The sequence below is a fragment of the Clostridium sp. BSD9I1 genome, from assembly GCF_900185645.1.
Taxonomy (GTDB): domain Bacteria; phylum Bacillota; class Clostridia; order Clostridiales; family Clostridiaceae; genus Clostridium_AK.
Window position 1 is genome coordinate 124,426 of the sequence record NZ_FYAM01000005.1, and the last position, 26,061, is coordinate 150,486.

At 34.2% G+C, this 26,061-nt stretch carries 22 protein-coding genes; 21 read left to right on the plus strand and 1 reads right to left on the minus strand.

Annotated features, from left to right (window positions below):
• The first annotated feature begins 127 nt into the window (after positions 1 to 127).
• The 4 genes from BSD9I1_RS02835 (at position 128) to BSD9I1_RS02850 (ending at position 3,002) form a co-directional block, all read left to right on the plus strand.
• Positions 128 to 391 carry a hypothetical protein gene (locus BSD9I1_RS02835; protein WP_186429042.1) on the plus strand — a complete coding sequence of 88 codons (264 nt, stop codon included), beginning with the start codon at positions 128 to 130 and terminating at the stop codon, positions 389 to 391.
• A 90-nt stretch (positions 392 to 481) separates the two neighbouring features.
• Positions 482 to 1,582 carry a sorbosone dehydrogenase family protein gene (locus BSD9I1_RS02840; protein WP_186429043.1) on the plus strand — a complete coding sequence of 367 codons (1,101 nt, stop codon included), beginning with the start codon at positions 482 to 484 and terminating at the stop codon, positions 1,580 to 1,582.
• Positions 1,583 to 1,859: 277 nt separating this feature from the next.
• A complete protein-coding gene (locus tag BSD9I1_RS02845; protein ID WP_186429044.1) occupies positions 1,860 to 2,069 on the plus strand; it encodes a hypothetical protein in 210 nt (69 codons plus the stop codon).
• A 126-nt stretch (positions 2,070 to 2,195) separates the two neighbouring features.
• A complete protein-coding gene (locus BSD9I1_RS02850) occupies positions 2,196 to 3,002 on the plus strand; it encodes an MBL fold metallo-hydrolase (RefSeq protein ID WP_186429045.1) in 807 nt (268 codons plus the stop codon).
• A 210-nt stretch (positions 3,003 to 3,212) separates the two neighbouring features.
• Here BSD9I1_RS02850 and BSD9I1_RS02855 read toward each other — a convergent pair whose 3' ends face one another.
• On the minus strand, positions 3,213 to 4,127 hold the full coding sequence (locus tag BSD9I1_RS02855) for a branched-chain amino acid transaminase (RefSeq protein WP_186429046.1): 915 nt from the start codon (positions 4,125 to 4,127) through the stop codon (positions 3,213 to 3,215).
• 439 nt (positions 4,128 to 4,566) lie between these two features.
• On the opposite strand from BSD9I1_RS02855, the gene ilvN reads away from it, so the two are divergent.
• The 17 genes from ilvN to BSD9I1_RS02940 all read left to right on the plus strand — a co-directional run bounded on the left by ilvN (position 4,567) and on the right by BSD9I1_RS02940 (position 26,030).
• The gene (ilvN, locus tag BSD9I1_RS02860; protein WP_242966390.1) at positions 4,567 to 5,070 is read left to right on the plus strand and encodes an acetolactate synthase small subunit; all 504 of its coding nucleotides are present in this window, start codon (positions 4,567 to 4,569) and stop codon (positions 5,068 to 5,070) included.
• Positions 5,071 to 5,103: 33 nt separating this feature from the next.
• Positions 5,104 to 6,096 carry a ketol-acid reductoisomerase gene (gene ilvC / locus BSD9I1_RS02865; RefSeq protein ID WP_186429047.1) on the plus strand — a complete coding sequence of 331 codons (993 nt, stop codon included), beginning with the start codon at positions 5,104 to 5,106 and terminating at the stop codon, positions 6,094 to 6,096.
• Between the two features lie 80 nt (positions 6,097 to 6,176).
• Complete coding sequence (locus tag BSD9I1_RS02870) at positions 6,177 to 7,688, plus strand: 2-isopropylmalate synthase (RefSeq protein ID WP_186429048.1); 1,512 nt, start codon at positions 6,177 to 6,179, stop codon at positions 7,686 to 7,688.
• A gap of 9 nt (positions 7,689 to 7,697) precedes the next feature.
• Positions 7,698 to 9,260 (plus strand): citramalate synthase, encoded by a 1,563-nt coding sequence (gene cimA / locus BSD9I1_RS02875; protein WP_186429049.1) that lies wholly within the window; start codon positions 7,698 to 7,700, stop codon positions 9,258 to 9,260.
• 17 nt (positions 9,261 to 9,277) lie between these two features.
• Positions 9,278 to 10,546 (plus strand): 3-isopropylmalate dehydratase large subunit, encoded by a 1,269-nt coding sequence (gene leuC / locus BSD9I1_RS02880; RefSeq protein ID WP_186429050.1) that lies wholly within the window; start codon positions 9,278 to 9,280, stop codon positions 10,544 to 10,546.
• Positions 10,547 to 11,038, plus strand: coding sequence for a 3-isopropylmalate dehydratase small subunit (leuD, locus tag BSD9I1_RS02885; protein WP_186429051.1), 492 nt, complete (start codon positions 10,547 to 10,549; stop codon positions 11,036 to 11,038).
• 17 nt (positions 11,039 to 11,055) lie between these two features.
• Positions 11,056 to 12,129, plus strand: a complete 1,074-nt coding sequence (gene leuB / locus BSD9I1_RS02890; protein ID WP_186429052.1) for a 3-isopropylmalate dehydrogenase — start codon at positions 11,056 to 11,058, stop codon at positions 12,127 to 12,129.
• Positions 12,130 to 12,141: 12 nt separating this feature from the next.
• Complete coding sequence (gene ilvD, locus BSD9I1_RS02895) at positions 12,142 to 13,803, plus strand: dihydroxy-acid dehydratase (RefSeq protein WP_035311484.1); 1,662 nt, start codon at positions 12,142 to 12,144, stop codon at positions 13,801 to 13,803.
• 5 nt (positions 13,804 to 13,808) lie between these two features.
• On the plus strand, positions 13,809 to 15,476 hold the full coding sequence (ilvB, locus tag BSD9I1_RS02900) for a biosynthetic-type acetolactate synthase large subunit (protein WP_186429053.1): 1,668 nt from the start codon (positions 13,809 to 13,811) through the stop codon (positions 15,474 to 15,476).
• A 334-nt stretch (positions 15,477 to 15,810) separates the two neighbouring features.
• Complete coding sequence (locus BSD9I1_RS02905) at positions 15,811 to 17,475, plus strand: PAS domain-containing sensor histidine kinase (RefSeq protein WP_186429054.1); 1,665 nt, start codon at positions 15,811 to 15,813, stop codon at positions 17,473 to 17,475.
• 124 nt (positions 17,476 to 17,599) lie between these two features.
• Positions 17,600 to 18,736, plus strand: a complete 1,137-nt coding sequence (locus tag BSD9I1_RS02910; protein WP_186429055.1) for a 4Fe-4S binding protein — start codon at positions 17,600 to 17,602, stop codon at positions 18,734 to 18,736.
• 411 nt (positions 18,737 to 19,147) lie between these two features.
• Positions 19,148 to 19,951 (plus strand): enoyl-CoA hydratase-related protein, encoded by an 804-nt coding sequence (locus tag BSD9I1_RS02915; RefSeq protein WP_186429056.1) that lies wholly within the window; start codon positions 19,148 to 19,150, stop codon positions 19,949 to 19,951.
• Positions 19,952 to 20,032: 81 nt separating this feature from the next.
• Entirely contained in the window at positions 20,033 to 21,352 is a 1,320-nt protein-coding gene (locus BSD9I1_RS02920) for a GntP family permease (RefSeq protein ID WP_186429057.1), read from the plus strand.
• A gap of 96 nt (positions 21,353 to 21,448) precedes the next feature.
• The gene (locus BSD9I1_RS02925; protein WP_186429058.1) at positions 21,449 to 23,008 is read left to right on the plus strand and encodes an acyl CoA:acetate/3-ketoacid CoA transferase; all 1,560 of its coding nucleotides are present in this window, start codon (positions 21,449 to 21,451) and stop codon (positions 23,006 to 23,008) included.
• Between the two features lie 24 nt (positions 23,009 to 23,032).
• Positions 23,033 to 24,169 carry an acryloyl-CoA reductase gene (gene acrC / locus BSD9I1_RS02930; protein WP_186429059.1) on the plus strand — a complete coding sequence of 379 codons (1,137 nt, stop codon included), beginning with the start codon at positions 23,033 to 23,035 and terminating at the stop codon, positions 24,167 to 24,169.
• A gap of 10 nt (positions 24,170 to 24,179) precedes the next feature.
• The gene (locus BSD9I1_RS02935) at positions 24,180 to 24,974 is read left to right on the plus strand and encodes an electron transfer flavoprotein subunit beta/FixA family protein (protein WP_186429060.1); all 795 of its coding nucleotides are present in this window, start codon (positions 24,180 to 24,182) and stop codon (positions 24,972 to 24,974) included.
• Between the two features lie 15 nt (positions 24,975 to 24,989).
• Positions 24,990 to 26,030, plus strand: coding sequence for an electron transfer flavoprotein subunit alpha/FixB family protein (locus BSD9I1_RS02940; protein WP_186429061.1), 1,041 nt, complete (start codon positions 24,990 to 24,992; stop codon positions 26,028 to 26,030).
• Positions 26,031 to 26,061 lie beyond the last annotated feature (31 nt).

Sequence of the window (26,061 nt, forward strand, 5' to 3'; positions counted from 1 at the left end):
AGATAAATAGCTGTAAATTTGTTACCCATGGAGGTGAAAAAATGACAAATTATAAGGAAATTACATGCACTATCGCCTGCAATAAATTGAAATTAATTCCCTGTATGAGCATGGAGCAGACTCTGGAGTGGACTGTGTTTTACCAGGAGTACTTTATTTAAGAGGTAAAACCAGACAGGTATTCTTTGATTTTATAAAGCAAGAATTTCCAAATTTATATGAGCCTTTAAAAACTTTATACAAGACGGGTGGTGCACCAAAGGAATATAAAGATAAACTATATAACACTGTCAATGAGTTAAAGGATAAATATAAGCTTTCAAGCAGTTATACGAAACCAATGAAAGAGAAACTAAATCAATCCAGAGGTGAGCAGATATCTTTTCTTTAAACCTCTCATAAGAATTTATCTATTAAAATGGTACGGTTAGCTTCCTAAATGAATAATATAGTAATTGGATTAAGTGTGGAGGATAACAGTATGAAGAATGCAATTCATAATGCTTTGTCTAATATAATGTTTCGTGCTCGTAATACAATCAATATCAAAGCAAAGACTAACTCATCAAGGCAATTTCCTTACGAAATTAAAGTTATCGCTGAAAACTTATATGTACCCTGGGCGATGGATATAAGCAATGAAGACAAACTATACTTTACTGAGCGGTCTGGAGCAATTAGAATTATTGAAAATGGTAAACTTCTTTTGCAGGCACTGATTACACTTCCTGCACCCTTTGTAAGTGAGGGAGAAGGAGGCCTGATGGGTATTGCCCTAGACCCAAGTCATTCACAAAACCATTATATGTATGTTATGCACTCATATGCAGAGGGTAACCGAATCTATAACCGTGTTGTTAGATTAGTTGAAAGCAATAACAGGGCATCCATCGACAGGGTTCTTCTAGACAAAATCCCTGGGGGACGAATTCACAATGGAGGAAGGTTAAAGATAGGTCCAGATAAAAAATTGTATATAACAACCGGAGATGCAGGGAATCCCGCATTGGCACAAGATTCTAGTAGTACAGCTGGAAAAATACTGCGAATAGAATTAGACGGCAGCATTCCTAAGGATAATCCAATTAGTAATTCCACTGTGTATAGCTTAGGCCATAGAAACCCACAAGGTTTAGCATGGAATTCAAAAAATGTCTTGTATGCATCAGAGCATGGACAGACAGCACATGATGAGATAAACATAATAAAACCTGGAGCTAATTATGGCTGGCCTCTTGTTCAAGGAGATGAAACCTCGACACAAGTTGTAACACAAAAGCCATTGATACACAGCGGAGAAGTTACATGGGCACCCTCTGGGATTACCTTCGTAAATCAAGGACCATGGCAAGGAAAATTACTGGTTGCTTGTTTGCGTGGAGAGCAGCTACTTGCTATCTCTTTGAATGGAAATGGAACAGTAGTTAGAAATGTAGAATCATTGTTCAAGAATGAGTATGGACGTTTACGTGAGGTTATTCAGGGGAAGGATGGATTGATTTACTTGACAACAAGTAATAGAGATGGAAGAGGTAATCCTCGTATAGCTGATGATAAAATTATCCGGCTCATTCCGAAATAAAGAGATGTTTAGATACCTTAAGACATATCATCTATTTTATTTGCCACAATATAAACAGCCGTCAAGAAAAAGTAGTAAAGGAACTAGAAAACTTTTTCTCAGTGGCTGTTTTGAAATTCGTCATAAATATAGTAATACAATGTGAATTTTATCTAGATGAAAAGCATGGTAGGTGAGTTCTAAAAAAGGATTTGTAAAGTTGGAATAGAATATATTTATAAACACTAATATTGTATATTATGGGGAAATAATTAAATTTTAATTGGGGGATTATTATATGTTTTTTACAGAAGCTATATGTATTATACTTATCATTTTATTTTTAATTTTAGCGGTTAAGCCTTTGAAAGTAGCAAATATTATTAGAACTATATTTCGCATGCAGGAGTTACATGTTGATGACTCCAGGATTTTTTTCTTAAGAGCTTCTGGTATAACAGGAATAGTAGTTTTTTCTTTATTTCTAATACTAACAGTATTTTATTAGAATTGTTATTTGATTTATGTTTAAGTATTTTACAAGATTCATTAATAATGAACTCATGCTGTTTTAAATATTAAGTAAGATTTAGGCAATTAAATACAAAAAATTAATAGATGAAGGAGGCAAAATGTGAAACTAAAAGTTTTAGTAGATAACAATACATATATTGACCAATATTATTGTGGTGAACCTGCTGTTTCGTATTATATTGAAGATGAAGATATTAGACTATTACTGGATGTAGGATATTCTGATTTGTTTATAAGAAACTCAGATGCCTTAGGTGTAGATTTAGAAAGTGTGACTACTATCGTTATTTCACATGGTCATGATGACCACACAAGGGGATTAAAATACTACTTTAAACAAAACAATAAAAATAATATTTCTATTATTGCTCACCCAGATGCATTTAAAGAAAAAGCAGTAGGTGATTTAAAAATTTGCTCGCCTATATTAGAAGAAGAACTAAAAGAAAAATGTAATCTAATTCTTTCAATAAAACCTATTAAGGTTAGTAAAAACATAACTTTTTTAGGAGAAATACCACAAATAAATCATTTCGAAGAAAGAAAACCTATTGGCAAACAAATTGTTGGGAAGAATTCAATTGACGACTATGTAAGAGATGATACTGCACTTGTTTATAAGAGTGAAAAGGGTATTTATATTATTACAGGATGTTCTCATAGTGGAATATGTAACATAATAGAATATGCAAAAGAAGTGTGTAAAGATAATAGAGTATTAGGAGTTATAGGAGGTTTGCATTTATTTGAAGTAACCAAGCAGGTTAATAAAACTATCGATTATCTAAAACAGAATAACATCAAAGAACTATATCCTTGTCATTGTACTTCATTTACCGTTAAAGCAGAGATACATAAGGCTTTGCCTGTAAAAGAAGTTGGTGTTGGCCTAGAAATAAACTGGTAAAAATGTTGGAAATAAAAATACATAGCAGCTAAATAATGCCGCATTTTTAAATTTGGCGTCTAGCTGCTATTTTATAAGTAGGGTACAGCACATAGCATAGAATAGTGGTAGGGGGAGCTACCTTTTATTCTGTGCTTTGCAATCTGTACCCAGAACTTGCTTGAAAACTAATTTCAACTTGCCACTTGTCACGTGGGTGGCACTTTTATGCTAATAAACAGCAGTACAAGAATCTTTGTATTTTTCAATCTTGCCTACGGTTAAATTTGAAAATGCTTCTTTAATTCTTTTGCATATTTCGCCAGGTTCTCCATTACCAACAATTCTATCATCTGCCTCAATAATTGGGGTAACTTCCATAGCGGTACCACTGAAAAATAATTCATCAGCAGCATAAAGCTCTGTTCTTGATATGCTTCTTTCAATTACCTCTATACCTAAATCTTCCCTTGCTATTTGCATAACAAGTTCTCTAGTTATACCCTCTAATATGTTATCTGAAGGAGGAGGTGTAATTAGTTTACCTCTTCTAACCATAAATATATTTTCGCCTGGTCCTTCACAAACATGACCAGTTGCAGTTAAAAATATAGCTTCGTCATATCCTCTGCTAGTAACCTCCAATGAAGCCAATGCAGAATTTAAATAAGATGCAGTGGCCTTAACTCTTGGAGGAAGCATATTATCGTTTAGTCTTGTCCAAGATGTTACAGCAACTCTAAGACGATCTTTTCCAGTGTAACTTCCTAGCGGTTGACAGTATATAACTATACGATCATCGTTATCTTTAAGAGTAGGCCCTATATGCTCAGATCCCTTAAAAGCTATAGGTCTTATGTAGGTCGTAGATTTAAAATTGTTTTTCTTTAAAAGTTCAATTGTAATATCACAAAGTTCTTCTACACTATAAGGCAAATTGATATTTAAAACCTTACATGATTGAAGAAATCTAGTATAGTGTTCTTTTAATTTAAATGCATAAAGTTGATTACTATCTTCATGCCAATAAGCTCGTATTCCTTCAAAACAAGCAAGTCCATAGTTAAAAGCCTTAGACCTAACACTTATATTTACGTTATTTTCCTTTACAAAGTCCCCTTGATAAAATGCTAAACATTCATTCATAGAAAAGCCCCCTTACAAAATATAAATTTATTTTTATATATTCGACATGTTTGCAAAATAGCAAATTTTTCATGAATTTTGATATTTTAATTATAGATTCTAAAGGTATTTTCACCATATGTCAACAGAAAATTGAATGAAAAACAAAAATAATTTAAAATTTCTTGTAGTTTTCAGAATATAGAAACAAATAATTCTAAATTGATTATAAATGAATAATTTTAAATCAGCAAATATTTAATAAGAGCCTAGGTGCTGAAATGCCTTAACGGCAACGTTTACAGAGGTTTAATAAGCTAAAAAATGAAAGATTAAATTCAAATGACGGAGGTATCATGCAATTTTTAATTATTTAAGAAAATTGATTGACCTTGCAAAAAATATATGATAATATTACTGACAAGATTTGGTTTAAGTAGCTTGTTTTCTCTGAAAGGAGATGATTGAGATAAAATCTTATGTTTTGTCAGTTACAGTTGATAACAATCCAGGAGCACTTATGAGAGTGTGTCAACTTTTTAGTAGAAGAGGCTATAACCTAGAAAGTGTTACAGCAGGACTCACTGAAAAGGAAGGCATATCTAGATTAACATTAATTGCTAAAGTGGAAAAAGATGATATATTAGATCAAATAGTAAAACAAATTAAAAAACTAGAAGATGTTTATAAGGTATCAGTTCTAGATGAAAACAGCTCTATATGTAGGCAAATGATGTTTATAAAGGTTAAAGCAGAAGGAGAAAGTAAGCAGGAAATACTGAATATAGTTAATATTTTTAGAGGTTCCATAACAGACATTACACCTGAAAGTTTAACAATAGAAATTACAGGGGATGAAAATAAGCTAGAGGGGCTAAAAAATGTATTAATGCCTTTTGGTATTTTAGAAATAGTAAGCAGTGGTTTTATTGCTTTAGAAAGAGGCGTAGAATCTCTTAAATAATAAATATTTAAAAATCACAAGGGGGCTATTATTATGGCAAAAGTATATTATGAACAAGATTGTAATTTAGAGGTTTTAGAAGGAAAGAAGATTGCTGTAATTGGTTATGGAAGCCAAGGACATGCACATGCACTTAACCTAAAAGAAAGCGGACAAGACGTTATAGTGGGGCTCTATAACGGAAGTAAGTCTTGGAACAAGGCTGAAGAAGCTGGACTTAAGGTTATGGTTGCTGCAGATGCTGTTAAGGCTGCAGATGTAATAATGATACTTGTTAATGATGAAAAACAAGGTAAGCTTTATAAAGAAGATATAGAACCTAATTTAACACCAGGTAAAGCATTAGTATTTGCTCATGGATTCTCAATTCATTTTGGTCAAATACTACCTCCAAAGGATGTAGATGTATTCTTAGTTGCACCAAAGGGACCAGGACATACTGTTAGAAGTCAGTATTTAGAAGGAAAAGGAGTACCTTCTCTCATAGCAATACATCAAAACGCTACGGGAAATGCAAAAGAAATAGCATTAGCTTATGCAGCAGGTATAGGTGGAGCAAGAGCTGGAGTTATTGAGACTTCCTTCAAAGAAGAAACTGAAACAGATCTTTTTGGTGAACAGGCTGTATTGTGTGGTGGGTTAACTGCACTAATAAAAGCAGGATTTGAAACTTTAGTTGAAGCAGGTTATCAACCAGAAATGGCTTACTTTGAATGTTGTCATGAAATGAAGCTTATTGTTGATTTAATTAATCAAGGTGGATTAAACATGATGAGATATTCCATAAGTGATACTGCAGAATATGGTGACTACATAGCAGGACCAAGAGTAGTAACAGAAGAGGCTAAAAAAGCAATGAAGGGTATTTTAACAGACATTCAAAATGGTACGTTTGCTAAAAATTGGTTGCTTGAAAATCAAGTAGGAAGACCGTTCTTCAATGCTACAAAAAATAAAGAAGCAGAACATGAAATTGAAAAGGTTGGATCTGAACTTAGAAATATGATGAGTTGGACAAAACAATAAATCATAATCGATAAATGGGTGCCACTTATGCTATTAGAGTAAGTGGCACTAAATTTAGTCTTAGAGGGGAGGGGACAATTTTGGATAGGCGAATAAAAATATTTGATACTACATTAAGAGATGGAGAGCAAACTCCTGGTGTAAATCTTAATGTAAAAGAAAAGGTAATGATTGCAAGACAATTGGAAGCCTTAAATGTGGATATCATTGAAGCAGGCTTCCCATTTTCATCTAAAGGAGACTTTGAGGCAGTAAAAGCTATAGCAAAAGAAATCAAAAAGTCAACTGTAGCAGCATTATGTAGAGCTACTAAGGGTGATATAGATTGTGCATGGGAAGCTGTAAAGGAATCGGCAAAACCTAGAATTCATACGTTTATTGCCACGTCCGATATTCATATGCAGCATAAGCTTCAAATGACTAAGGAAGAAGTCTTAAAAAGAGCTGTCCAAATGGTCTCCTATGCTAAAAGCTTATGTGAAGATATAGAATTTTCAGCTGAGGATGCATATAGAAGTGATCCAAAGTTTTTATGTGAAATTTTTGAAAAAGTTATTAAGGCTGGGGCAACAGTGATTAATATACCCGATACAGTGGGATATGCTTTGCCTTCGGATTACTATAAATTTATTGAATATATAATGAAAAATACCAAGGGTATAGAAGCTGTAGACGTAAGTGTACATTGTCATGATGACTTAGGCCTAGCAGTAGCAAATAGTCTATCAGGAGTTATGGCAGGGGCAACACAGGTAGAATGTGCTATTAATGGTTTAGGGGAAAGAGCTGGAAATGCAGCCTTAGAAGAAATAGCTATGGCTATAGACCTTAAAAAAAATTCTTTAGGTGCATTTACTAATATAAATACTAAGCAAATTTATAGAACGAGCAAGCTTGTAAGTTCCTTAACAGGTGTGAATGTACAGCCTAATAAGTCTATTGTTGGAGGTAATGCTTTTGCTCATGAATCAGGTATACATCAAGATGGAGTTCTTAAAGAAAAGAGCACCTATGAGATTATTACTCCAGAATCAGTTGGAATAAATAATAATTCAGGTATTGTACTTGGTAAGCATTCAGGAAAGCATGCCTTTGATAATTATTTAAAGGATATGAATATTGATCTTGATAAGGAAGAATTGGAACATGTCTTTGAAAAATTTAAAGAGTTAACGGACAAGAAGAAAACCATAACTTCTAAGGATATAGAAGCAATTGTACATGCTAAAAAATACTTCAATGAAACCTATAAGCTTAAATCCTTCCAAATAAACACTGGAAACAACATAGTTTGTACAGCAGCAGTAGAAATATTAAAAGGTGAAGAATTATTTACTGAGGTTGCAGTAGGAGATGGCTCTGTAGATGCAGCATTTAAGGCTGTAGAAAGAACTATAGGTATGAATATAAACCTTAAGGACTACTCTATAGCATCTGTAACTGATGGAAAGGATGCATTGGGAGAGGTAACAGTGAAAATAGAAGATGAAAAGGGACATATTTTTGTAGGTAAGGATATTTCGGAAGATGTTATGGAGGCAAGTATACGTTCGTATATAAATGCAATAAATAAGATGATTGATGAGAGTTAGGTGATAGGTATGAATAAAAGGGTACACATTTATGATAGTACATTAAGGGATGGGGCTCAGGCAGAAGGGATTTCATTTAGCGTTACTGATAAACTTAAAATCGTAGAAAAGCTAGATAATCTAGGAGTGAGCTATATAGAAGCAGGAAATCCATCATCAAATCCTAAGGATTTAGAATTCTTTAAGGAAGTAAAAAAGCTAAATTTAAAAACCTCTAAAATATGTGCCTTTGGAAGTACCAGAAGACCTAATATAAAGGTAGAAGAAGACAAAGAATTAAGTAGTCTTGTAAAATCCGAAGCTGAGGTTTTAGCTGTATTTGGAAAGGCTTGGAGTTTCCATGTGGAAGAAATAATTAAGACTACCCTAGATGAAAATTTGTCAATGATAAGAGATACCATAGAGTATTTAAAGGCCTTAAATAAAGAAGTTGTATTCGATGCAGAACATTTCTTTGATGGCTATAAAAATGATGCTGAATATGCTTTAAATGTTATAAATACAGCTAAGGAAGCGGGAGCAGATTGGATTGTACTTTGTGATACAAATGGTGGCACCCTGCCTATGGAAGTTCAAAAGATATTAAATTATGTTGTGAAAGACTTAGAATTTAATAACTTAGGAATACACTGTCATAATGATTTAGGCACTGCTGTAGCTAATTCTTTAATAGCTGTCCAGTGTGGAGTAGCCCAAGTACAAGGCACTTTTACAGGGGTTGGTGAAAGATGCGGTAATGCAAATTTAAGCACAATTATAGCAAACTTAAATTTAAAAATGAAATATGAAGCAATAAAGGATGAAAATTTAGAAAAGCTTATATCCACATATAGATATATTAGCGAGGTAAGTAATGTTACTCCAAATAAATTAGAGCCCTATGTTGGAAGTTGTGCCTTTGCTCATAAGGGCGGTATGCATATAGATGCTGTTTATAAAAATCCCACATCCTTTGAACACATATCACCGGATTTGGTTGGTAACGAAAGAAAAATTCTCATGTCTGAGGTTTCTGGAAGAAGTACTATTATGTCTTTTATAAATTCTTTAAATCCCAATATAACAAAAGATTCAGAAGAAACCAAGGGGATACTGAAAAAGTTGAAGGATTTAGAATACGAAGGATATCAATTTGAAGGGGCGGAGGGTAGTTTTGAACTTTTAGTTAGAAAAGAATTAGGACTATTTAAGCCATCCTTTCAACTTGTTGAATATAAAGTAATGATGGGAGAATCAGATACAGGAGTTTCCAATGCTTTAGCAACCATGAAAATAATGGTGAATGGAGTAATGGAAATCACTGCTGCAGAGGGAAATGGTCCAGTAAATGCATTGGATAAAGCCCTTAGAAAAGCACTAACAGTTTTTTATAAGTCTATATCAAATATGTATTTAACTGATTATAAAGTTAGAGTTATAGATGGAGATAAGGCTACAGATGCAAAAGTAAGGGTAATAATTACATCTACAGATGGAAGCTCAATATGGAGTACAGTTGGAGTTTCAAATGACATAATAGAAGCTAGTTTTAAAGCACTAACAGATTCTGTTGAATATAAATTAATTCAGTAAAAGGGAGATGACATATTATGAAAAAACCTATGACCATGACACAAAAAATACTTGCAGCTCATGCAGGTTTAGATTATGTACAGCCAGGGCAGTTAATAACAGCAAACTTAGATTTAGTTCTAGGAAATGATGTAACAACACCAGTTGCTGTTAAAGCCTTTAACAGCATGAACATTGATAAAGTTTTTGATAAAGATAAGATAGCAATAGTGCCTGATCACTTTACTCCTAATAAGGACATAAAATCAGCAGAGCACTGTAAGTTTATTAGAGAATTTGCCTGTGAAAAAGAGATAACAAATTACTTTGAAATAGGGGAAATGGGAATAGAACATGCCCTAATACCAGAAAAAGGATTAGTAATTCCAGGTGATGTGGTAATTGGAGCAGATTCTCATACTTGTACCTATGGAGCATTAGGAGCTTTTTCAACAGGGGTAGGAAGTACTGACATGGCTGTAGGAATGGCAACAGGTAAAGCTTGGTTTAAGGTTCCAGAAGCTATAAAGTTTGTTTTAAAAGGTAAACTTTCTAAATGGGTTTCGGGTAAGGATTTAATACTTCATATCATAGGTATGATTGGAGTAGATGGTGCACTTTACAAATCAATGGAGTTTACTGGAGAAGGAGTAGCAGAGCTTTCAATGGACGGCAGATTTACCATAGCTAATATGGCTATAGAAGCTGGTGCTAAAAATGGAATATTCCCTGTAGATGAGAAGACTTTAGAATACATAAATGGACGTACAGATAGAAAGCCAACTATATTTGAAGCTGATGAAGATGCAGAGTATAGCGAAGTTTATGAAATAGATTTAGGTGCTATAAAGCCTACAGTAGCTTTCCCACATCTACCTGAAAACACTAAAACTATAGATGAAGTTGGAGAAGTGAAAGTCGATCAAGTAGTAATTGGTTCTTGTACTAATGGAAGAATGGAGGACTTAAGAGTTGCAGCTTCTATATTAAAAGGCAAGAAAGTTAAAAAGGGAATTAGACTTATAGTATTCCCAGGAACGCAAAATATATATTTACAGTGCTTAGAAGAAGGATTAGCTAAGATATTTGTAGAGGCAGGAGGAGTATTTAGTACACCAACTTGTGGCCCTTGTCTTGGAGGACATATGGGGATTTTAGCAGCAGGGGAAAGAGCTATAGCTACTACAAATAGAAACTTTGTTGGAAGAATGGGACATCCGGAAAGTGAAGTGTATTTAGCAAGCCCAGCAGTAGCTGCAGCATCTGCCATAGCAGGAAAAATCGTATCACCAGAGGAGGGAATATAGATGCAGGCATTAGGTAAAGTTTTAAAATACGGAGATAATATAGATACTGACGTTATAATACCGGCTAGATATTTAAATACATCTGTTCCAGAGGAATTAGCAAAATATTGTATGGAAGATTTGGATAAAGACTTTTTGAGAAAGTTAAACCAAGGAGACATTGTAGTTGCAGGTAAAAATTTTGGATGCGGATCTTCAAGAGAACATGCTCCAATATGTATAAAAGCAGCTGGAGTTTCTTGTGTAATAGCAAAAAGTTTTGCAAGAATATTTTATAGAAACTCAGTAAATATAGGTTTCCCGATACTTGAATGTGAGGAAGCTGTAAATGCTGCAGAAAACGGGCATGAGTTAGAAGTGGATTTTGAAAAAGGAATAATAAAAAATATTACATTAGATAAGGAATACCAGGCACAGGCCTTTCCTGAATTTATGTTAAATATAATGAAAAATGATGGATTAGCAAACTGCGTAAATAAAGGATTATTTTAATTTAGGGAGGGACAAACATGAAAGAATTTAAAATAGCAGTTGTACCAGGAGATGGTATAGGCGTTGAAATAACAAAAGAGGCTTTAAAAGTTTTAGATAAAATATCAGAAAAGTATAGTACAAAATTTAATTATGTGGATTTGAAAGCAGGAGGATGTGCCATAGATGCTTATGGAGAAGCTCTTCCAAAGGAAACTTTACTAAAAGCCAAAGAATGTGATGCATTATTTTTAGGAGCAGTTGGAGGGCCGCAGTGGGATCACCTTCCAGGAGATCAAAGACCTGAAAAAGCCCTTCTAGGACTAAGATCAGGATTAGGACTTTATGCAAATTTGAGACCAGCAAAGGTTTTTGAAGAACTAAAATCAGCATCTCCTCTCAAAAATGCACTAGTAGAAAAAGGAATAGATCTTTTAGTTGTAAGAGAATTAATAGGTGGAATTTACTTTGGTAAGAGAGATACGGTAGTTGAAAACGGAGTGGAAACAGCCTATGATACAGAAAGCTATAATGTAGATGAAATAAAAAGAATTGCTCATGTAGCTTTCAAATCAGCAATGAAAAGAAGAAAGAAAGTTACTTCTATAGATAAAGCAAATATTTTAGATGCTTCAAGACTTTGGAGAAAAGTTGTAATAGAGGTTTCAAGGGAATATCCAGAAGTTGAATTAAATCATATGTATGTTGATAATGCAGCTATGCAGCTTGTACGCGATCCTTCACAGTTTGATGTAATGCTTACAAATAATATCTTTGGAGATATATTATCTGATGAAGCTTCTATGCTTACAGGATCAATAGGAATGCTTGCATCATCAAGTGTTGGAGAAGGTAGCTACGGAATGTATGAACCTATTCATGGTTCTGCGCCAGATATAGCAGGCAAAAATATAGCAAATCCACTAGCACAAATACTTTCAGCAGCTATGATGCTTGATTATTCATTTAATATGACAGAAGCGGCAAAGGATATACAAAATGCAGTTAAAAATGTTCTAGCAAAAGGTTATAGAACTTCAGATATATGGACAGAAGGTATGACAAAGGTTGGAACAAAGGAAATGGGAGAACTTGTTTTATCAGAAATCTAAGGAGGGATTTGCATGAAATCAGATGCATGTAGAAAAGGCTTAGAAAAGGCACCTCATCGTTCTCTTTTTAAAGCTCTGGGTTTTATAGATGAAGAGATGGATAGACCACTTATAGGTATTGCAAATTCCTATAGTGAAATAGTGCCGGGACATATGAATTTAGATAAAATTGCTCAAGCTGTTAAAGATGGAATAAGACTTGCAGGGGGAGTACCTGTTGAATTTAGTACTATAGCTGTATGTGACGGAATAGCTATGAATCATAAGGGAATGAGCTATTCCCTTCCTTCTAGACAAATAATTGCTGATAGTGTTGAAATTGTTGCAAACGCCCATTCCTTTGATGGATTAGTTTTACTTCCTAACTGTGATAAGGTGGTTCCAGGTATGATTATGGCAGCAGCAAGGGTTAATATACCTTCAATACTTGTAAGTGGTGGCCCTATGCTGGCTGGAAAAACTAATGGAAAAACAACTGATTTAAGTGCTATGTTCGAAGCAGTAGGATCAGTTAAAGCTGGAAAAATGACTGAGGAAGAACTACTTGAAATGGAAGATACCGCATGCCCTGGCTGTGGTTCCTGCTCTGGAATGTTTACAGCAAATTCTATGAATTGCTTATCAGAAGTTTTAGGAATGGCGCTTCCATACAATGGAACCATACCAGCAGTTTTTGCAGAAAGATTAAGACTTGCAAAAAAGACAGGAATGAAAATTGTAGAGCTTGTTAAAAAAGGCGTTAAGCCATCTGAAATTTTAACAAAGGATGCATTTATGAATGCAGTAACTGTAGATATGGCATTAGGATGCTCTACTAATTCACTGCTTCACCTACCAGCAATAGCAAAAGAAGTATCAGTAGAAATAAATTTTGATAAAGTTAACGAAATAAGTAATAAAACTCCAAACCTATGTAGACTTAGTCCAGCAGGGCATCATCATATAGAGGATTTGCATATGGCAGGAGGAGTGCCAGCGGTAATCAATTTACTAGCTAGTAAAAATCTTATAAATAAGGATTGTTTAACTGTAACAACAGCAAGTATTTATGAAAATGTAAAGAATGCAAAAGTTAAAAACAATGAAGTAATAAGGGATATTGATGCTCCTTACAGCAGTACTGGAGGACTTGTGGTACTTAAGGGAAGTTTAGCACCAGATGGAGCTGTTGTAAAAAAATCTGCTATGGCACCAGAAATGATGAAGCATACGGGAAAAGCTAGAGTGTTTGATAGTGAAGAAGAAGTAGCAGAAGCAATAATGGGTGGAGAAATAAATCACGGTGATGTAGTGGTAATAAGGTATGAAGGACCTAAGGGTGGCCCTGGAATGAGAGAGATGTTATCGCCTACAGCTCTCTTAGCAGGCATGGGATATGATAAAACTGTGGCTCTTATAACAGATGGAAGATTCTCAGGAGCAACAAGAGGAGCTGCTATAGGCCATGTTTCACCAGAAGCTGCAGAAGGTGGGCCAATAGCATTGGTTAAAGAAGGAGATCTCATTGAAATAGATATAGAAAATAAGAAATTAAATCTATTAGTAGATGAAGAAGAGTTACAAAAGAGAAAACCTCAGGGGAAGATGAAGTCTGTAGAAGGATACTTAAAAATTTATAGAAAATTAGTATCCTCAGCCTGCAAAGGAGCGGTTTTTGAAGATGTAAAGGAGTGATAAATTTGGAGTATACAGGTGCCAGGATTATACTTGAATGCTTAAAAGAACAAGGAGTCGATACTATTTTTGGATATCCAGGAGGAGCAGTGCTGAATATATATGATGAGTTATATTCCTTTGATGGTATAACTCATATACGTACAGCCCATGAACAGGGATCTGCGCATGCTGCAGATGGGTATGCAAGAGCTACGGGAAAGGTAGGAGTATGTATTGCTACCTCAGGTCCTGGAGCTACAAATCTTGTAACAGGAATTGCTAATGCCTATATGGACTCTGTTCCTATGGTAGCAATAACAGGCCAAGTGCCCACAAGCTTAATTGGAAAGGACTCCTTTCAGGAAGTTGATATACTGGATATTACAATGCCTATAACTAAACACAATTTTATTGTTAAAAATGTAGAGGACTTAGCACCTGTAATGAGAAAGGCCTTTTCAATTGCAAAACATGGAAGACCAGGACCGGTTTTAGTAGATATACCTAAAGATATAACTGCAGCAATATGTGAATATACGCCATTAGAATTAATAGAGTATGTTAATAATAAACCCATTAATGAAGATGAAGTAGAAAATGCAGTAGAAATAATAAATAAAAGTAAGAAGCCCGTTATTATAGTAGGAGGGGGATGTAATATTTCGGATGCTCAAGAAGAGCTTCAAGAATTTCAAAATAAACTAAAATCTCCTGTTTGCTCTACAATGATGGGACTTGGATCCTTCGATGGAACACATCCTATGTTTACTGGAATGGTTGGAATGCATGGAACTTTGGCATCTAATAAATGTATTTGCGAGAGTGATCTTATAATAGCTGTTGGAGCTAGATTTAGTGATAGAGTTATAAGTAATGCAAACACCTTTGCAAAAGATACAAAAGTAATACATTTAGACATAGATGAAGCTGAAGTAGGGAAAAACATCGAAGCTAATTCGTGGATTATAGGGAATATCTCAGATATACTTACAAAATTAAATAATAGGCTAGAGGAAAGAAAAGAAACTGAATGGACAAAATTTGCTTTAAATCTAATAAACAAGGATGAAAGAAAAACTTTAAGGATAAATCCTAAAGATTCAGTAAATCCTGTTTATCTTATAAGAAAACTGTATGAGCTTACAAAGGGAGAGGCTATTATAACCACAGAAGTTGGACAAAATCAAATATGGGCAACTCAAGGGTATATATATAAGAAACCAAAAACCTTTATAACATCGGGCGGCCTTGGAACTATGGGATATGGCTTTGGTGCCGCTATAGGTGCCAGCATGGGTAAAAAGACAGCTGTGTTTGATATAGCGGGGGATGGAAGTTTTAAAATGAACTGTAATGAACTAGCTACAGTGGTGGAATATAATATACCGGTTAAAATAATAGTACTCAATAACGGCGTTTTGGGAATGGTAAGACAATGGCAAAACCTTTTTTATGAAAAGAGATTTTCACAAACTACGTCTGAAAAAAGAGTAAACTTTGCTAAAATAAGTGAAGCTTACGGTGCGCTAGGAATTAGCATAAATACAAATGAAGAAGTAGAAAATGCACTAAAAATGGCCATAGAATATGATGGACCAGTTGTAGTAGATTGTCTTGTAGACAAAGATGCCATGGCTGTACCTATAGTACCTCCAGGAGCTGATATAGAAGAAATGATGATATTGGATTGAAGCAAGTTCTTAGTTCAGATGGGAATTCTTTTATCACATCTGAATTTTAGAACTGCAAATGCATGACTTAGTTGGCGTTGAGCTCCTGCTTAGAAAGTAGGAGACTTACGCCAAGTTAGTCAGGTGAAGAAAATATAACCTCTTTAGAAGGAGGCTCCTTAAGGGGCCTTTTTTTTATACGAAAATTAACTGTGGCTTATTTTGTGAATTTACAGCTGAAATATTCGAAATTTTCTTTCATGTTGAAGGGATTTTTACTAGCTGTATAGAAATAATACTTAACATAATTCATTTTGAATATTGTTCTAACTAGAGGGTGGGAGGGGTAGTTAAGATGTATGAGGATGAAAATGTAAACCTTTTAAAGAAGCGTATTGAGGAATTGGAAAAAAGATTAGAAGAAACAGAGACTAAATTACGAAAGAGTGAATACTTATTTAAAAGTGTCATTGGGTTGTCGCCTATTTGTACTTATATTCATAGGGGAGATGAGTTATATTACACAAATAAAGCTGGAGCTAAACTAGCAGGTACGGATAATCCGAAAGAACTCATAGGAAAGTCTATAAACTCCATAATAAATAATCATCCTGATTACAATGATATAGTGAAGGAGAGGATAGAAACATTACTTAGTAATGAAACCAGCGTACCCTACATGGAACAAAAACTTATAAAAAATGATGGCACTACAATGTATGCTGAAATTGCAGGTGTCTCTTTTATGTGTGATGATGTCATGAATTTATTAACTGTAATTCGAGATGTAACAAAAAGAGTAGAGTTAGAGCATGCTTTTAGGGAAAGGGAAGAACTTTTTAGAGGTATTTTTGAAAATGCAGCTGTGGGTATGGCCCTAGTAGATTTAAAAGGTAAGGCTATAAAGGTTAATAGCTCAATATGTGAAATTATGGGTTATTCTGAATATGAGCTGCTTGGAAAAACCGTTCATGATGTAACTCATCCAGAAGATATAAATAAAGAGTTAGATAATGCACATAAGTTATTAGAAAATAAAATACACTGCTATCATATGGAAAAACGATATTTTCATAAGGATGGCCGCATTATATGGAGTATTCTAAGTGTTTCATTAATAAGAAATAAACAGGGAGAACCTTTGTATTTTATATGTCAAATTCAGGATATAACCAATATAAAGCAGGCAAAAGAGGCTTTAGAATACGATAAGTTGAAAACAGAATTTTTTGCGAATATATCTCATGAATTAAGAACTCCTATAAATATAATTTATAGTTCAATACAACTCTTAAATATGTATATGGAAAATAATCAATTGTCAGGTAACGCAAGTAAAGTTAAAGGATATTTAGATATAATGAAACAAAATTGTGGTAGGACCATAAGACTAGTCAACAATCTCATTGATACCACTAAAATGGATACAAATTTTTATAATTTAAATTTACAAAACCATGATATAGTAAAAATTATCGAGGATATTACATTATCTACTGCGGAGTATATACAGGATAAAGGAATAGATATAATTTTTGATACAGATATAGAAGAAAAAATAGTTGCCTGTGATGCAGATAAGATTGAAAGAATTATGCTCAATTTACTTTCTAATGCAGTTAAGTTTACAGAAAAAAGTGGGAAAATTAATGTATCACTGCAGGCTAAGAAAAAACACATTAAGGTTTGTGTAAAGGATAATGGTATAGGTATTCAGGATGATAAAATTGATTTGATCTTTGAGAGGTTTGGACAAGTAGATAGATCTCTTGTGAGAAGTCATGAAGGAAGCGGAATAGGATTATGTCTAGTTAAGTCTTTTGTAGAAATGCATGGAGGAGAAATAACAGTTAAAAGTAAATATGGACACGGAAGTGAATTTATTGTTAAGTTACCTACGAAAGTTATTGAGGAAGAAAAACTACAGGAAAAATGTGAAGAATTAAGTAAAAAAACAAAGGGTAACTTTAATAACCATATAGAAAGAGTAAATATTGAGTTTTCAGATATATATTTATAGAAAATCCATTTCTGGAGGCCGCTATGATTTTTCCTTTTCACAAACTTATCACAATTAACACAAGTTTTAATCATATTATTTTATTAATATAATCTTATACAAAATGTGTAGGAGGTTATTAATAATGAAAAATAAATGGAAATGGGTAATAGCAATTTTCTTTTTAATATTTACCCCAATAGCTGGAGTTATGCATCAAATTAAAGGTGGAGGCCCTAGTGGATCACCGTCAACAGATGCATTATGTCCATTTGGTGGTATGGAAACATTATATAGTTTAATTGCTAATGGAAATTATATAAAGAAGATAGAGCCATCATCTTTAATTCTTTTAGGTGCAACATTACTAATTACTATAGTAATAGGAAGGGCCTTTTGTGGATATATCTGTCCTTTAGGGACGATTCAAACTCTTCTAAATAAATTAGCAAAAAAACTTAAAATAAAACAAGTTAAGCCTCATGGGAAAGTTGATAAGGTATTAAGATATGTTAAGTATATAGTGCTATTTTTAATATTATTTATAACTTATAAATCTGGAGAGTTAATTTTAAGACCTTATGATCCTTGGGCAGTATTCATGCACTTAGGTAGCGGAACAGAAATATTTGAAGAATTTCTAATAGGTTTTATTATACTTATAGCTATACTTCTATCTTCAATGTTCATTGAAAGAGCTTGGTGCAGGTATTTATGTCCTCTAGGAGCAACTTTAGCGTTACTTACACCCCTAAGTATTTTCAAAGTTAGAAGAAGTGATTCTAAGTGTATTGGCTGCAAAGCTTGTACTAAGAATTGTTCTATGGGACTTAACGTACATTCACAAGAAATAGCATCTAAAACTGAATGTATTTCCTGTGGAGAATGTGTATCAAGCTGCCCTGTAGATAATACTTTAGAAATGAAAAAAGGTAATACAGTTTTATCTTTAAATAAAATGGCAGCAATACCTTTAGTGATATTAGTTATAGTTGTTTGCTCAAACATAGCTTTAGGGACTTTTAAGACTTCTTCCTCAAATGTTGAAGTGCTAAATGAAAATGGTGTCTTAAATGCTGATAATATTAAAGGATATATGACAATAAAGGATGTAGCAAATGAATTTAATATAGATACTAATATAATTGTAGAAAAGGCTAACTTACCAAAGGATACTGATATAAATAAACCTTTAAAGGAATTAAAAAATGACTTGCTAGATAAAGGAATTGAATTTGAAACTGAAGATTTAAAAGAGGTAGTGAAAGAATTGATAAAGTAAAGTTATTAAAAATAAAGTAAGGATTGTATTTTTAGTAACGGCAGGATTGTTGAAAAGCGTAGATAAATTTATAAAACGTAGAAAAAATTCTACAAGTATTAATAAAAGAGTAAGAAAGATTGAAATTAAAGAGTTTTAACAATACCGAATTACATTCAAAAGTATAAAATTTTTAAGTTGTAGAAAAAATCCTACAATAACTGAAAGTTTTAATATCCTATATAAGTTATAAAATTAACTTATATAGGATATTTTTGTTTAAAATTTATCTATGTTATTAACTCTTCATGCTTAGTATAGGTGATTGTTTATTAAAATGGATTAAAAAAGTTTTTCTTATAAACGATAATGTTACATTTTGGCAAAGATATTGCTTTATATATAAATGCAAAGATAAAGGAGGATGTTTTTATGAAAGAAATAGTATTAAAAGATTTAAGTCTTGAAAATGTCAAGGTGAATATTGAAGAAAATGTAGCAATTGTGACTATGAGTCGTCCAAAGGCTCTAAATGCATTAAATAATCAAACTTTAGAAGAGCTAGATGCCATTATCGAAAGCATAAGTGTAGATAAGAGTGTTTTAGGCGTTATTATCACAGGAGAAGGAAAAGGTTTTGTTGCAGGAGCAGATATTGCCCAGATGAGACCCTATAAAGCAGAGGAGGGCAGAAATTATGCAGAGTATGCTCAAAGCGTATTTAATAAAATTGAAGCTCTTGGAAAGCCTGTAATTGCAGCGGTTAATGGATATGCACTTGGCGGTGGATGTGAGCTATCAATGAGCTGTGATTTGAGAATTGCTTCTGAAAAGGCTGTTTTTGGACAACCAGAGGTAAACTTAGGCGTTATTCCTTGCTTTGGCGGAACACAAAGATTGCCTAGACTCATAGGCAGCGGACGAGCAAAAGAACTCATTTACACAGGAAGAATGGTAAAGGCTGATGAAGCGCTCCTCATGGGTCTTGTAAATAAGGTAGTTTCAGCTGAAGAACTTTTAACTGAGGCAAAAAATATGATGAAAGGCATTATTTCAAAGGCTCCTATGGCAATTAAGTATGCTAAGATAGCCATTAATAAAGGAGCTGATTTGGATTTAGCGAATGCACTTGAACTTGAAAAAGATTTGGCAGCACTTACATTTGCTTCAGAAGATAAAGATGAAGGTATGGCAGCGTTTCTTGAAAAAAGAACTGCTAAATTTGAAAATAAATAAAAGTAAAATAAAATTACTCTTTTTAACAGCCATATTAGTTTAATAAATTAAATAATAAGAAATGGAAGGAGGAGTTAATATATGTCAGGCGGAGAAATTATAAGTTTAATTGGTATTATAGGAGCACTTGCACTATTAATGTATTTAGTAATGAAGGGTGTAAATATTTTTATTATAGCTATAACTTGCTCAGCTATTGTTGCCTTGACAGGAGGCATTAATTTATATGCTGCTTTAAAGGAAAATTATATGACTGGTTTTGTTGGATTCTTTAAAGCAAACTTCTTGATTTTTTTAACTGGTACATTGATGGGAAAAATGTACGAGGTTACAAATGGAGCAAAGGCAATAGCAAGGATGATTGTTAAAACCTTTGGCCCTAAAATGGCTTTAATTTCAATTCCTTTAGCTTGCGGTATTATTTCCTACGGTGGGGTTAGTGTTTTTGTTGCCAGTTTTGCAGTATTTCCTATCGCCCTTGAAGTTTTCAAAGAAGCAGATTTACCTAGAAGGTTTATTCCAGGAGCATTAACATTTGGATGTTCTACATTTGCTATGGTTGCACCTGGTGCTCCTCAAATCCAAAATGCTGTCCCTGCTCAAGCTCTAGGAACGGATTTAATGGCAGGTGCTGTAAATGGTTTCATTTCAGCATTTGTTATCCTTATAGTTGGAGCATTTATGTTATATAGAATGGTAAATAAAGCAAAGGCCAATGGTGAACATTTTGCAGCAAAGTCTGTTGATAATTTTCATGATAATTCAAAACTTCCAAGTGGAGTTGCAGCTTTAATTCCATTAATCATTACAATAATATTAATTAATGTTAAAGTTAACGGCAAGGTGTTGCTTCCACTTGAAGCAGGTGTATTTGCTGGTACTGTAATAGTATTTCTTGTTTTAAATAAATATCAAGATAATAAAACAGTTTTAAATAATATAGGAGAAGGATGTAAAACTTCTGTATTTGCTATTAGTAATACCTGTGCTGTTGTGGGATTTGGTGCGGTGGTTAAGGCAGCTAAAGCATTTCCAGCTGTTATAGATGCAATGGTTAATATTCCTGGACCAGACTTTGTAGGTATTGCTGTAGGTACAACAGTTATAGCAGGTATATGTGGATCTGCATCAGGAGGCCTTGGAATTGCAGCTCCTTTAATAGGACCTGTTTATTTAGCAAAAGGTGTTGCAGCTGCCGCAATTCATAGAACAATGTCTATTTCATCTGCAGCCCTTGATTCTCTGCCACACAATGGATATGTTGTAACTGTTACAAATGGATTATGTAATGAAACACATCATGATGCATATGGACCAGTATTTTGGCTAACAGTAGTTGCTCCAGCAATTGGGTCTGTGGTTGCAGTTATTTTGTTCTCAATGTTCCCATTCCTTCCTTAGTAGAGTGAGTATAAAAGGATGAAAGGACATAGTTTAACTTATGTCCTTTCATCAAAATTAATTGATAATTTTATTTAAGTTAAAGGGGGTTTTTATGTGAGTAAGATAATTACAGCAAAACAAGCAGCAGAAATGGTTAAGGATGATATGACAATTGCGGTGGGAGGCTTTACCAGCTTTGGACTTGCAGAAGATTTATTGATAGCACTGCAAAATAGATATATTGAAACAAAGTCTCCTAAGAATTTGTTCCTTTTTCACTGCGCAGCTGTTGGTGATGGTGGAGAAAGAGGTGCTAATCATCTTGGGGAAGAAGGATTAGTTAAAAAACTTGTATGTGCTCATATTGGCTTAGAGCCAAGATTAAATAAGCTAACAGTTGCAAATAAGCTAGCGGCTTTCATGATCCCACAGGGAGTTACCACTCATATGCTTAGATCAATTGCGGGAGGAAAGCCTGGGACTTTAACTCATGTTGGATTAAAAACCTTTGCTGACCCTAGACTTGAAGGCTGCAAAGTAAATAAGGCAGCTATTGATTCAGGGGAGGAGGTTGTTTCCGTAGTAAATATAGAAGGACAAGACTATCTTTTCTATAAATCTTTTCCTATAGATATTTGTTTTATAAAAGGTTCATTAGGGGATGAGAATGGAAATATTTCTTTAAATAGAGAGGCTTTAATTTCAGATCAATTGGAAATGGCTGCTGCAACACATAATTCAGGAGGTATTGTTATAGCTCAAGTTGAACAAATTGTTCAAAGGGGAAGTATAAAAGCACATGATGTCAAGGTTCATGGATTTATGGTTGATTATATTGTAGAAGGCACAAGAGAAAATAGCCTTCAGACATATGCATACGATCATTATAGACCAGAATTATCAGGTGAGACAAAAGTTCCATTAGCTTCTATTGAACCTATGAAATTAGATGAAAGAAAAGTTTGTGGAAGAAGAGGTGCTTTAGAGCTAAAACCTAATTGCCTTATTAATTTAGGTATCGGTGTTCCAGAAGCTGTGGCTGCAGTTGCAGGGGAAGAGGGATTCTCAGATAAGATTACACTTTCAATTGAGTCAGGTGCTCTTGGCGGCGTGCCTACAGGTGGTATTGCCATTGGAGGCTCCGTTAATCCTGAATCCATATATAAACAGCCTGATATATTTGATATTTATGATGGCGGTGGAATTGACATGTCTTTCCTTGGTGCAGCTGAAATTGATGCTTTAGGAAATGTTAATGTTTCTAAATTTGCAGGGAGAGTTGTAGGTCCTGGTGGATTTATAAATATATCACAAAATGCTAAGAAAGTTTGTTTTACAGGAACTTTTAAGGCTGGAAAAATGGAAACTGAAATTAAAGATGGAAAACTTACTATTTTAAAGGATGGAAAAGGAATAAAGTTTAAAAAAGAAGTAGAGCAAGTTACCTTTTCAGGTGAATATGCAAGTGAAACTGGACAGCAGGTCTATTACATCACAGAAAGGGCTATATTTAAACTTACTAAAAATGGAATTATGCTTATTGAAATTGCTCCAGGAGTTGATTTGGAGAAGGATATTCTCGCAAATATGGAGTTTAAACCATTGATATCAGAGGACTTAAGGCTAATGGATGAAAGAATATTTAAAGATGAGAAGATGGGGCTTTCACTTTAAAGTTTAGTTATAGGGGGAGATAGTATGGATTTTAAGTTAACAGAGGCACAACTTATGTTACGAAAGGTTGCCAGAGAGTTTGCTGAAAAAGAAGTTCAGCCTATTGCAGCTGAAATTGATAAGACGGGAAGATTTCCACGAGAGACCTTTGACAAAATGGCAAGAATAGGGTTCACAGGAATTGGCACACCTTTAGAATATGGAGGATCGGGTGGAAATGATATTGATAAAGTTATAGTAGTTTCGGAAATAGCTAAAAAGTGTGGAGCTACAGCAGCTATTCTTTCAATACACACAGTTTTTTCTTCTATTATTCAAAAGTTTGGTACTGAAGAGCAGAAACAAAAATATTTGCCACAGGTAACAAGTGGAGGATGTCTTGGAGCCTTTGCCTTAACAGAGCCTAATGCAGGTTCAGATGCAGGTGCCGCTAAAACAACAGCCATATTGGATGGTGATGAATATATTCTTAATGGAACTAAATGCTTTATTTCCGGTGGAGGGCAGGCACAATATTTAGCTGTTGTTGTGCTGACACAGCCAGAAAAAGGGCTAAAAGGCTTATCTACAATTGTTGTAGAAAAAGGTACTCCAGGTTTCACAATAGGTAAGATTGAAGACAAAATGGGCATTCATGGATCAGAAACTGTAGAACTTATATTTGATAATTGTCGTGTTCCAAAAGAAAATCTTGTGGGAGTAGAAGGCAAAGGATTTATGATGGCAATGAATGCTCTCGATGGTGCTAGAATTGGTATTGGTGCTCAAGCTCTTGGCATAGCTGAAGGTGCTTTAGATGAAAGTGTTAAGTATATGAAGGAAAGAATCCAATTCGGTAAGCCTCTTACAGCGCTTCAGGGCCTTAGCTGGTATATAGCAGAAATGGCAACTAAGATTGAAGCAGCTAAATGGTTAGTTTATTATGCTGCTCATCTAAAGACAATTGGAGAGAAACACACTAAGGAAGCAGCTATGGCTAAATTAAATGCATCGGATACAGCTAGAGTTGTTACAAATCTTGCATTACAAATTCATGGCGGTTATGGCTATATGAGGGATTATCCACTAGAAAGAATGTATCGTGATGCAAAAATCACTGAAATATATGAAGGTACTTCTGAAATTCATAAATTAGTAATTTCAAGAGAAGTACTGGGCTAGGAGGAGAAAAATGAATATCATTGTATGTTTAAAACAAGTTCCAGATACAAATGAAGTTAGAATTAATCAGGAAACAGGAACACTTATAAGAGATGGCGTTCCAAGTATTATAAATCCTGATGATAAAAATGCCCTTGAAGCAGCACTTCAAATTAAAGATGAAAAGGGCGGCAAAGTTACTGTGATAAGTATGGGACCTCCTCAAGCAAAAGACGCCCCAAGAGAAGCTCTTGCCATGGGTGCTGATGAAGCAATTCTTATAAGTGATAGAGTTTTTGGTGGATCTGATACATGGGCTACGGCTACTATTATTGCAGCAGCAATTGAAAAGACTAAAAATTACGATATTGTACTTTGTGGAAGACAGGCTATTGATGGTGATACAGCACAGGTTGGCCCAGAAATTGCTGAATTTTTAGGTGTTCCACAAATAACATATGCCAAGGAAATTAATTTAGATAAGGAAAAGGTAACGGTAACAAGGTTTACAGAAACAGGGGATTATATAATAGAAGCAAAATTACCAGTACTTCTAACAGCTATTAAAGAATTGAATACTCCAAGATATCCAAGTGTAAAAGGTATATTTAAGTATTATGCACCTGAATCTGATGAAATCACTGTTTGGAGCTTTAATGATTTAGAAGTTGACCCTACACAGATTGGTCTCAAGGGTTCTCCAACTAATGTGTTTAAATCCTTTGTACCAACAAAGTCTAAAACAGCAGAAATTATTGATGGAATAAGCGGAAAAGAAAAAGCAGCTATTTTAGTAAATAAGCTTGCTGATCTGAAGCTTATATAGGAGGTAGGTGCAGATATGGAAAGGGCAAAAGTAAATCAAGATATTAATTTAAATGATTATAATGACGTTTGGGTAATTGGTGAGCAGAGAGAAGGAAAGATTCATCCCGTAACCATTGAATTAATTGGTGAAGCAAAAAAGCTTGCAAGTGAAATTAATAAAAAGGTAGCAGTTGTTGTTACGGGATATGAAATTGACGAAGAAGTAAGCAAGCTCCTTAATTATGGAGCAGATAGAGTTTTATATATCTGCAGTCCATTATTAAAGACTTTTTCAACGGATGGGTATGCACTTTCAATTTCAAATCTTATTTTAGAGAGAAAACCTGAAATTGTCCTAGTTGGAGCCACATCAATAGGAAGAGATATAGGACCTAGAATTGCAGCTAAAATTGGCACAGGACTAGTTGCTGATTGTACAAAGCTTGAAATTGATCCTGAAGATGGGAAAATTCTTCAGACAAGACCTGCTTTTGGTGGAAACTTAATGGCAACTATCATCTGTCCTAAAAACAGACCTCAAATGGCTACAGTAAGACCTGGGGTAATGAAAAAATCAGCACATGTGGATAATCCTACTGGAGTTATTGAAAAAGTAATTCCTGAAATCACTGAGGAAGATATTACAGCTAGGGTTATTGAAATTGTAAAAAGCGGTAGGAGAAGAGTTGATCTTACAGAGGCCAAAATCATTGTGTCTGGGGGACGTGGTGTAAAAGGCCCTGAAGGGTTTGAACTTATTAAAGCCCTTGCTGACAAGTTAGGCGGGGAAGTAGGATCATCTAGAGCTTGTGTTGATGCGGGATGGATAGATAGTATGCATCAGGTAGGACAGACTGGCACAACAGTAAGACCAGAAATTTATTTTGCTTGCGGTATCTCTGGTGCTATTCAGCATTTAGCGGGTATGAGCGAATCAAAATATATTGTAGCAATTAATAGTGATAAATCAGCTCCTATTTTCAAGGTTTGTGATTTTGGAATTGTAGGGGATTTAAAAGAAGTAATCCCAGCTATGATTGAGGAAATAGAGAAAAATAAGGAATTTGAGATTTAAATTCATATTGAAAGGTAGGGAGAGTAAATTG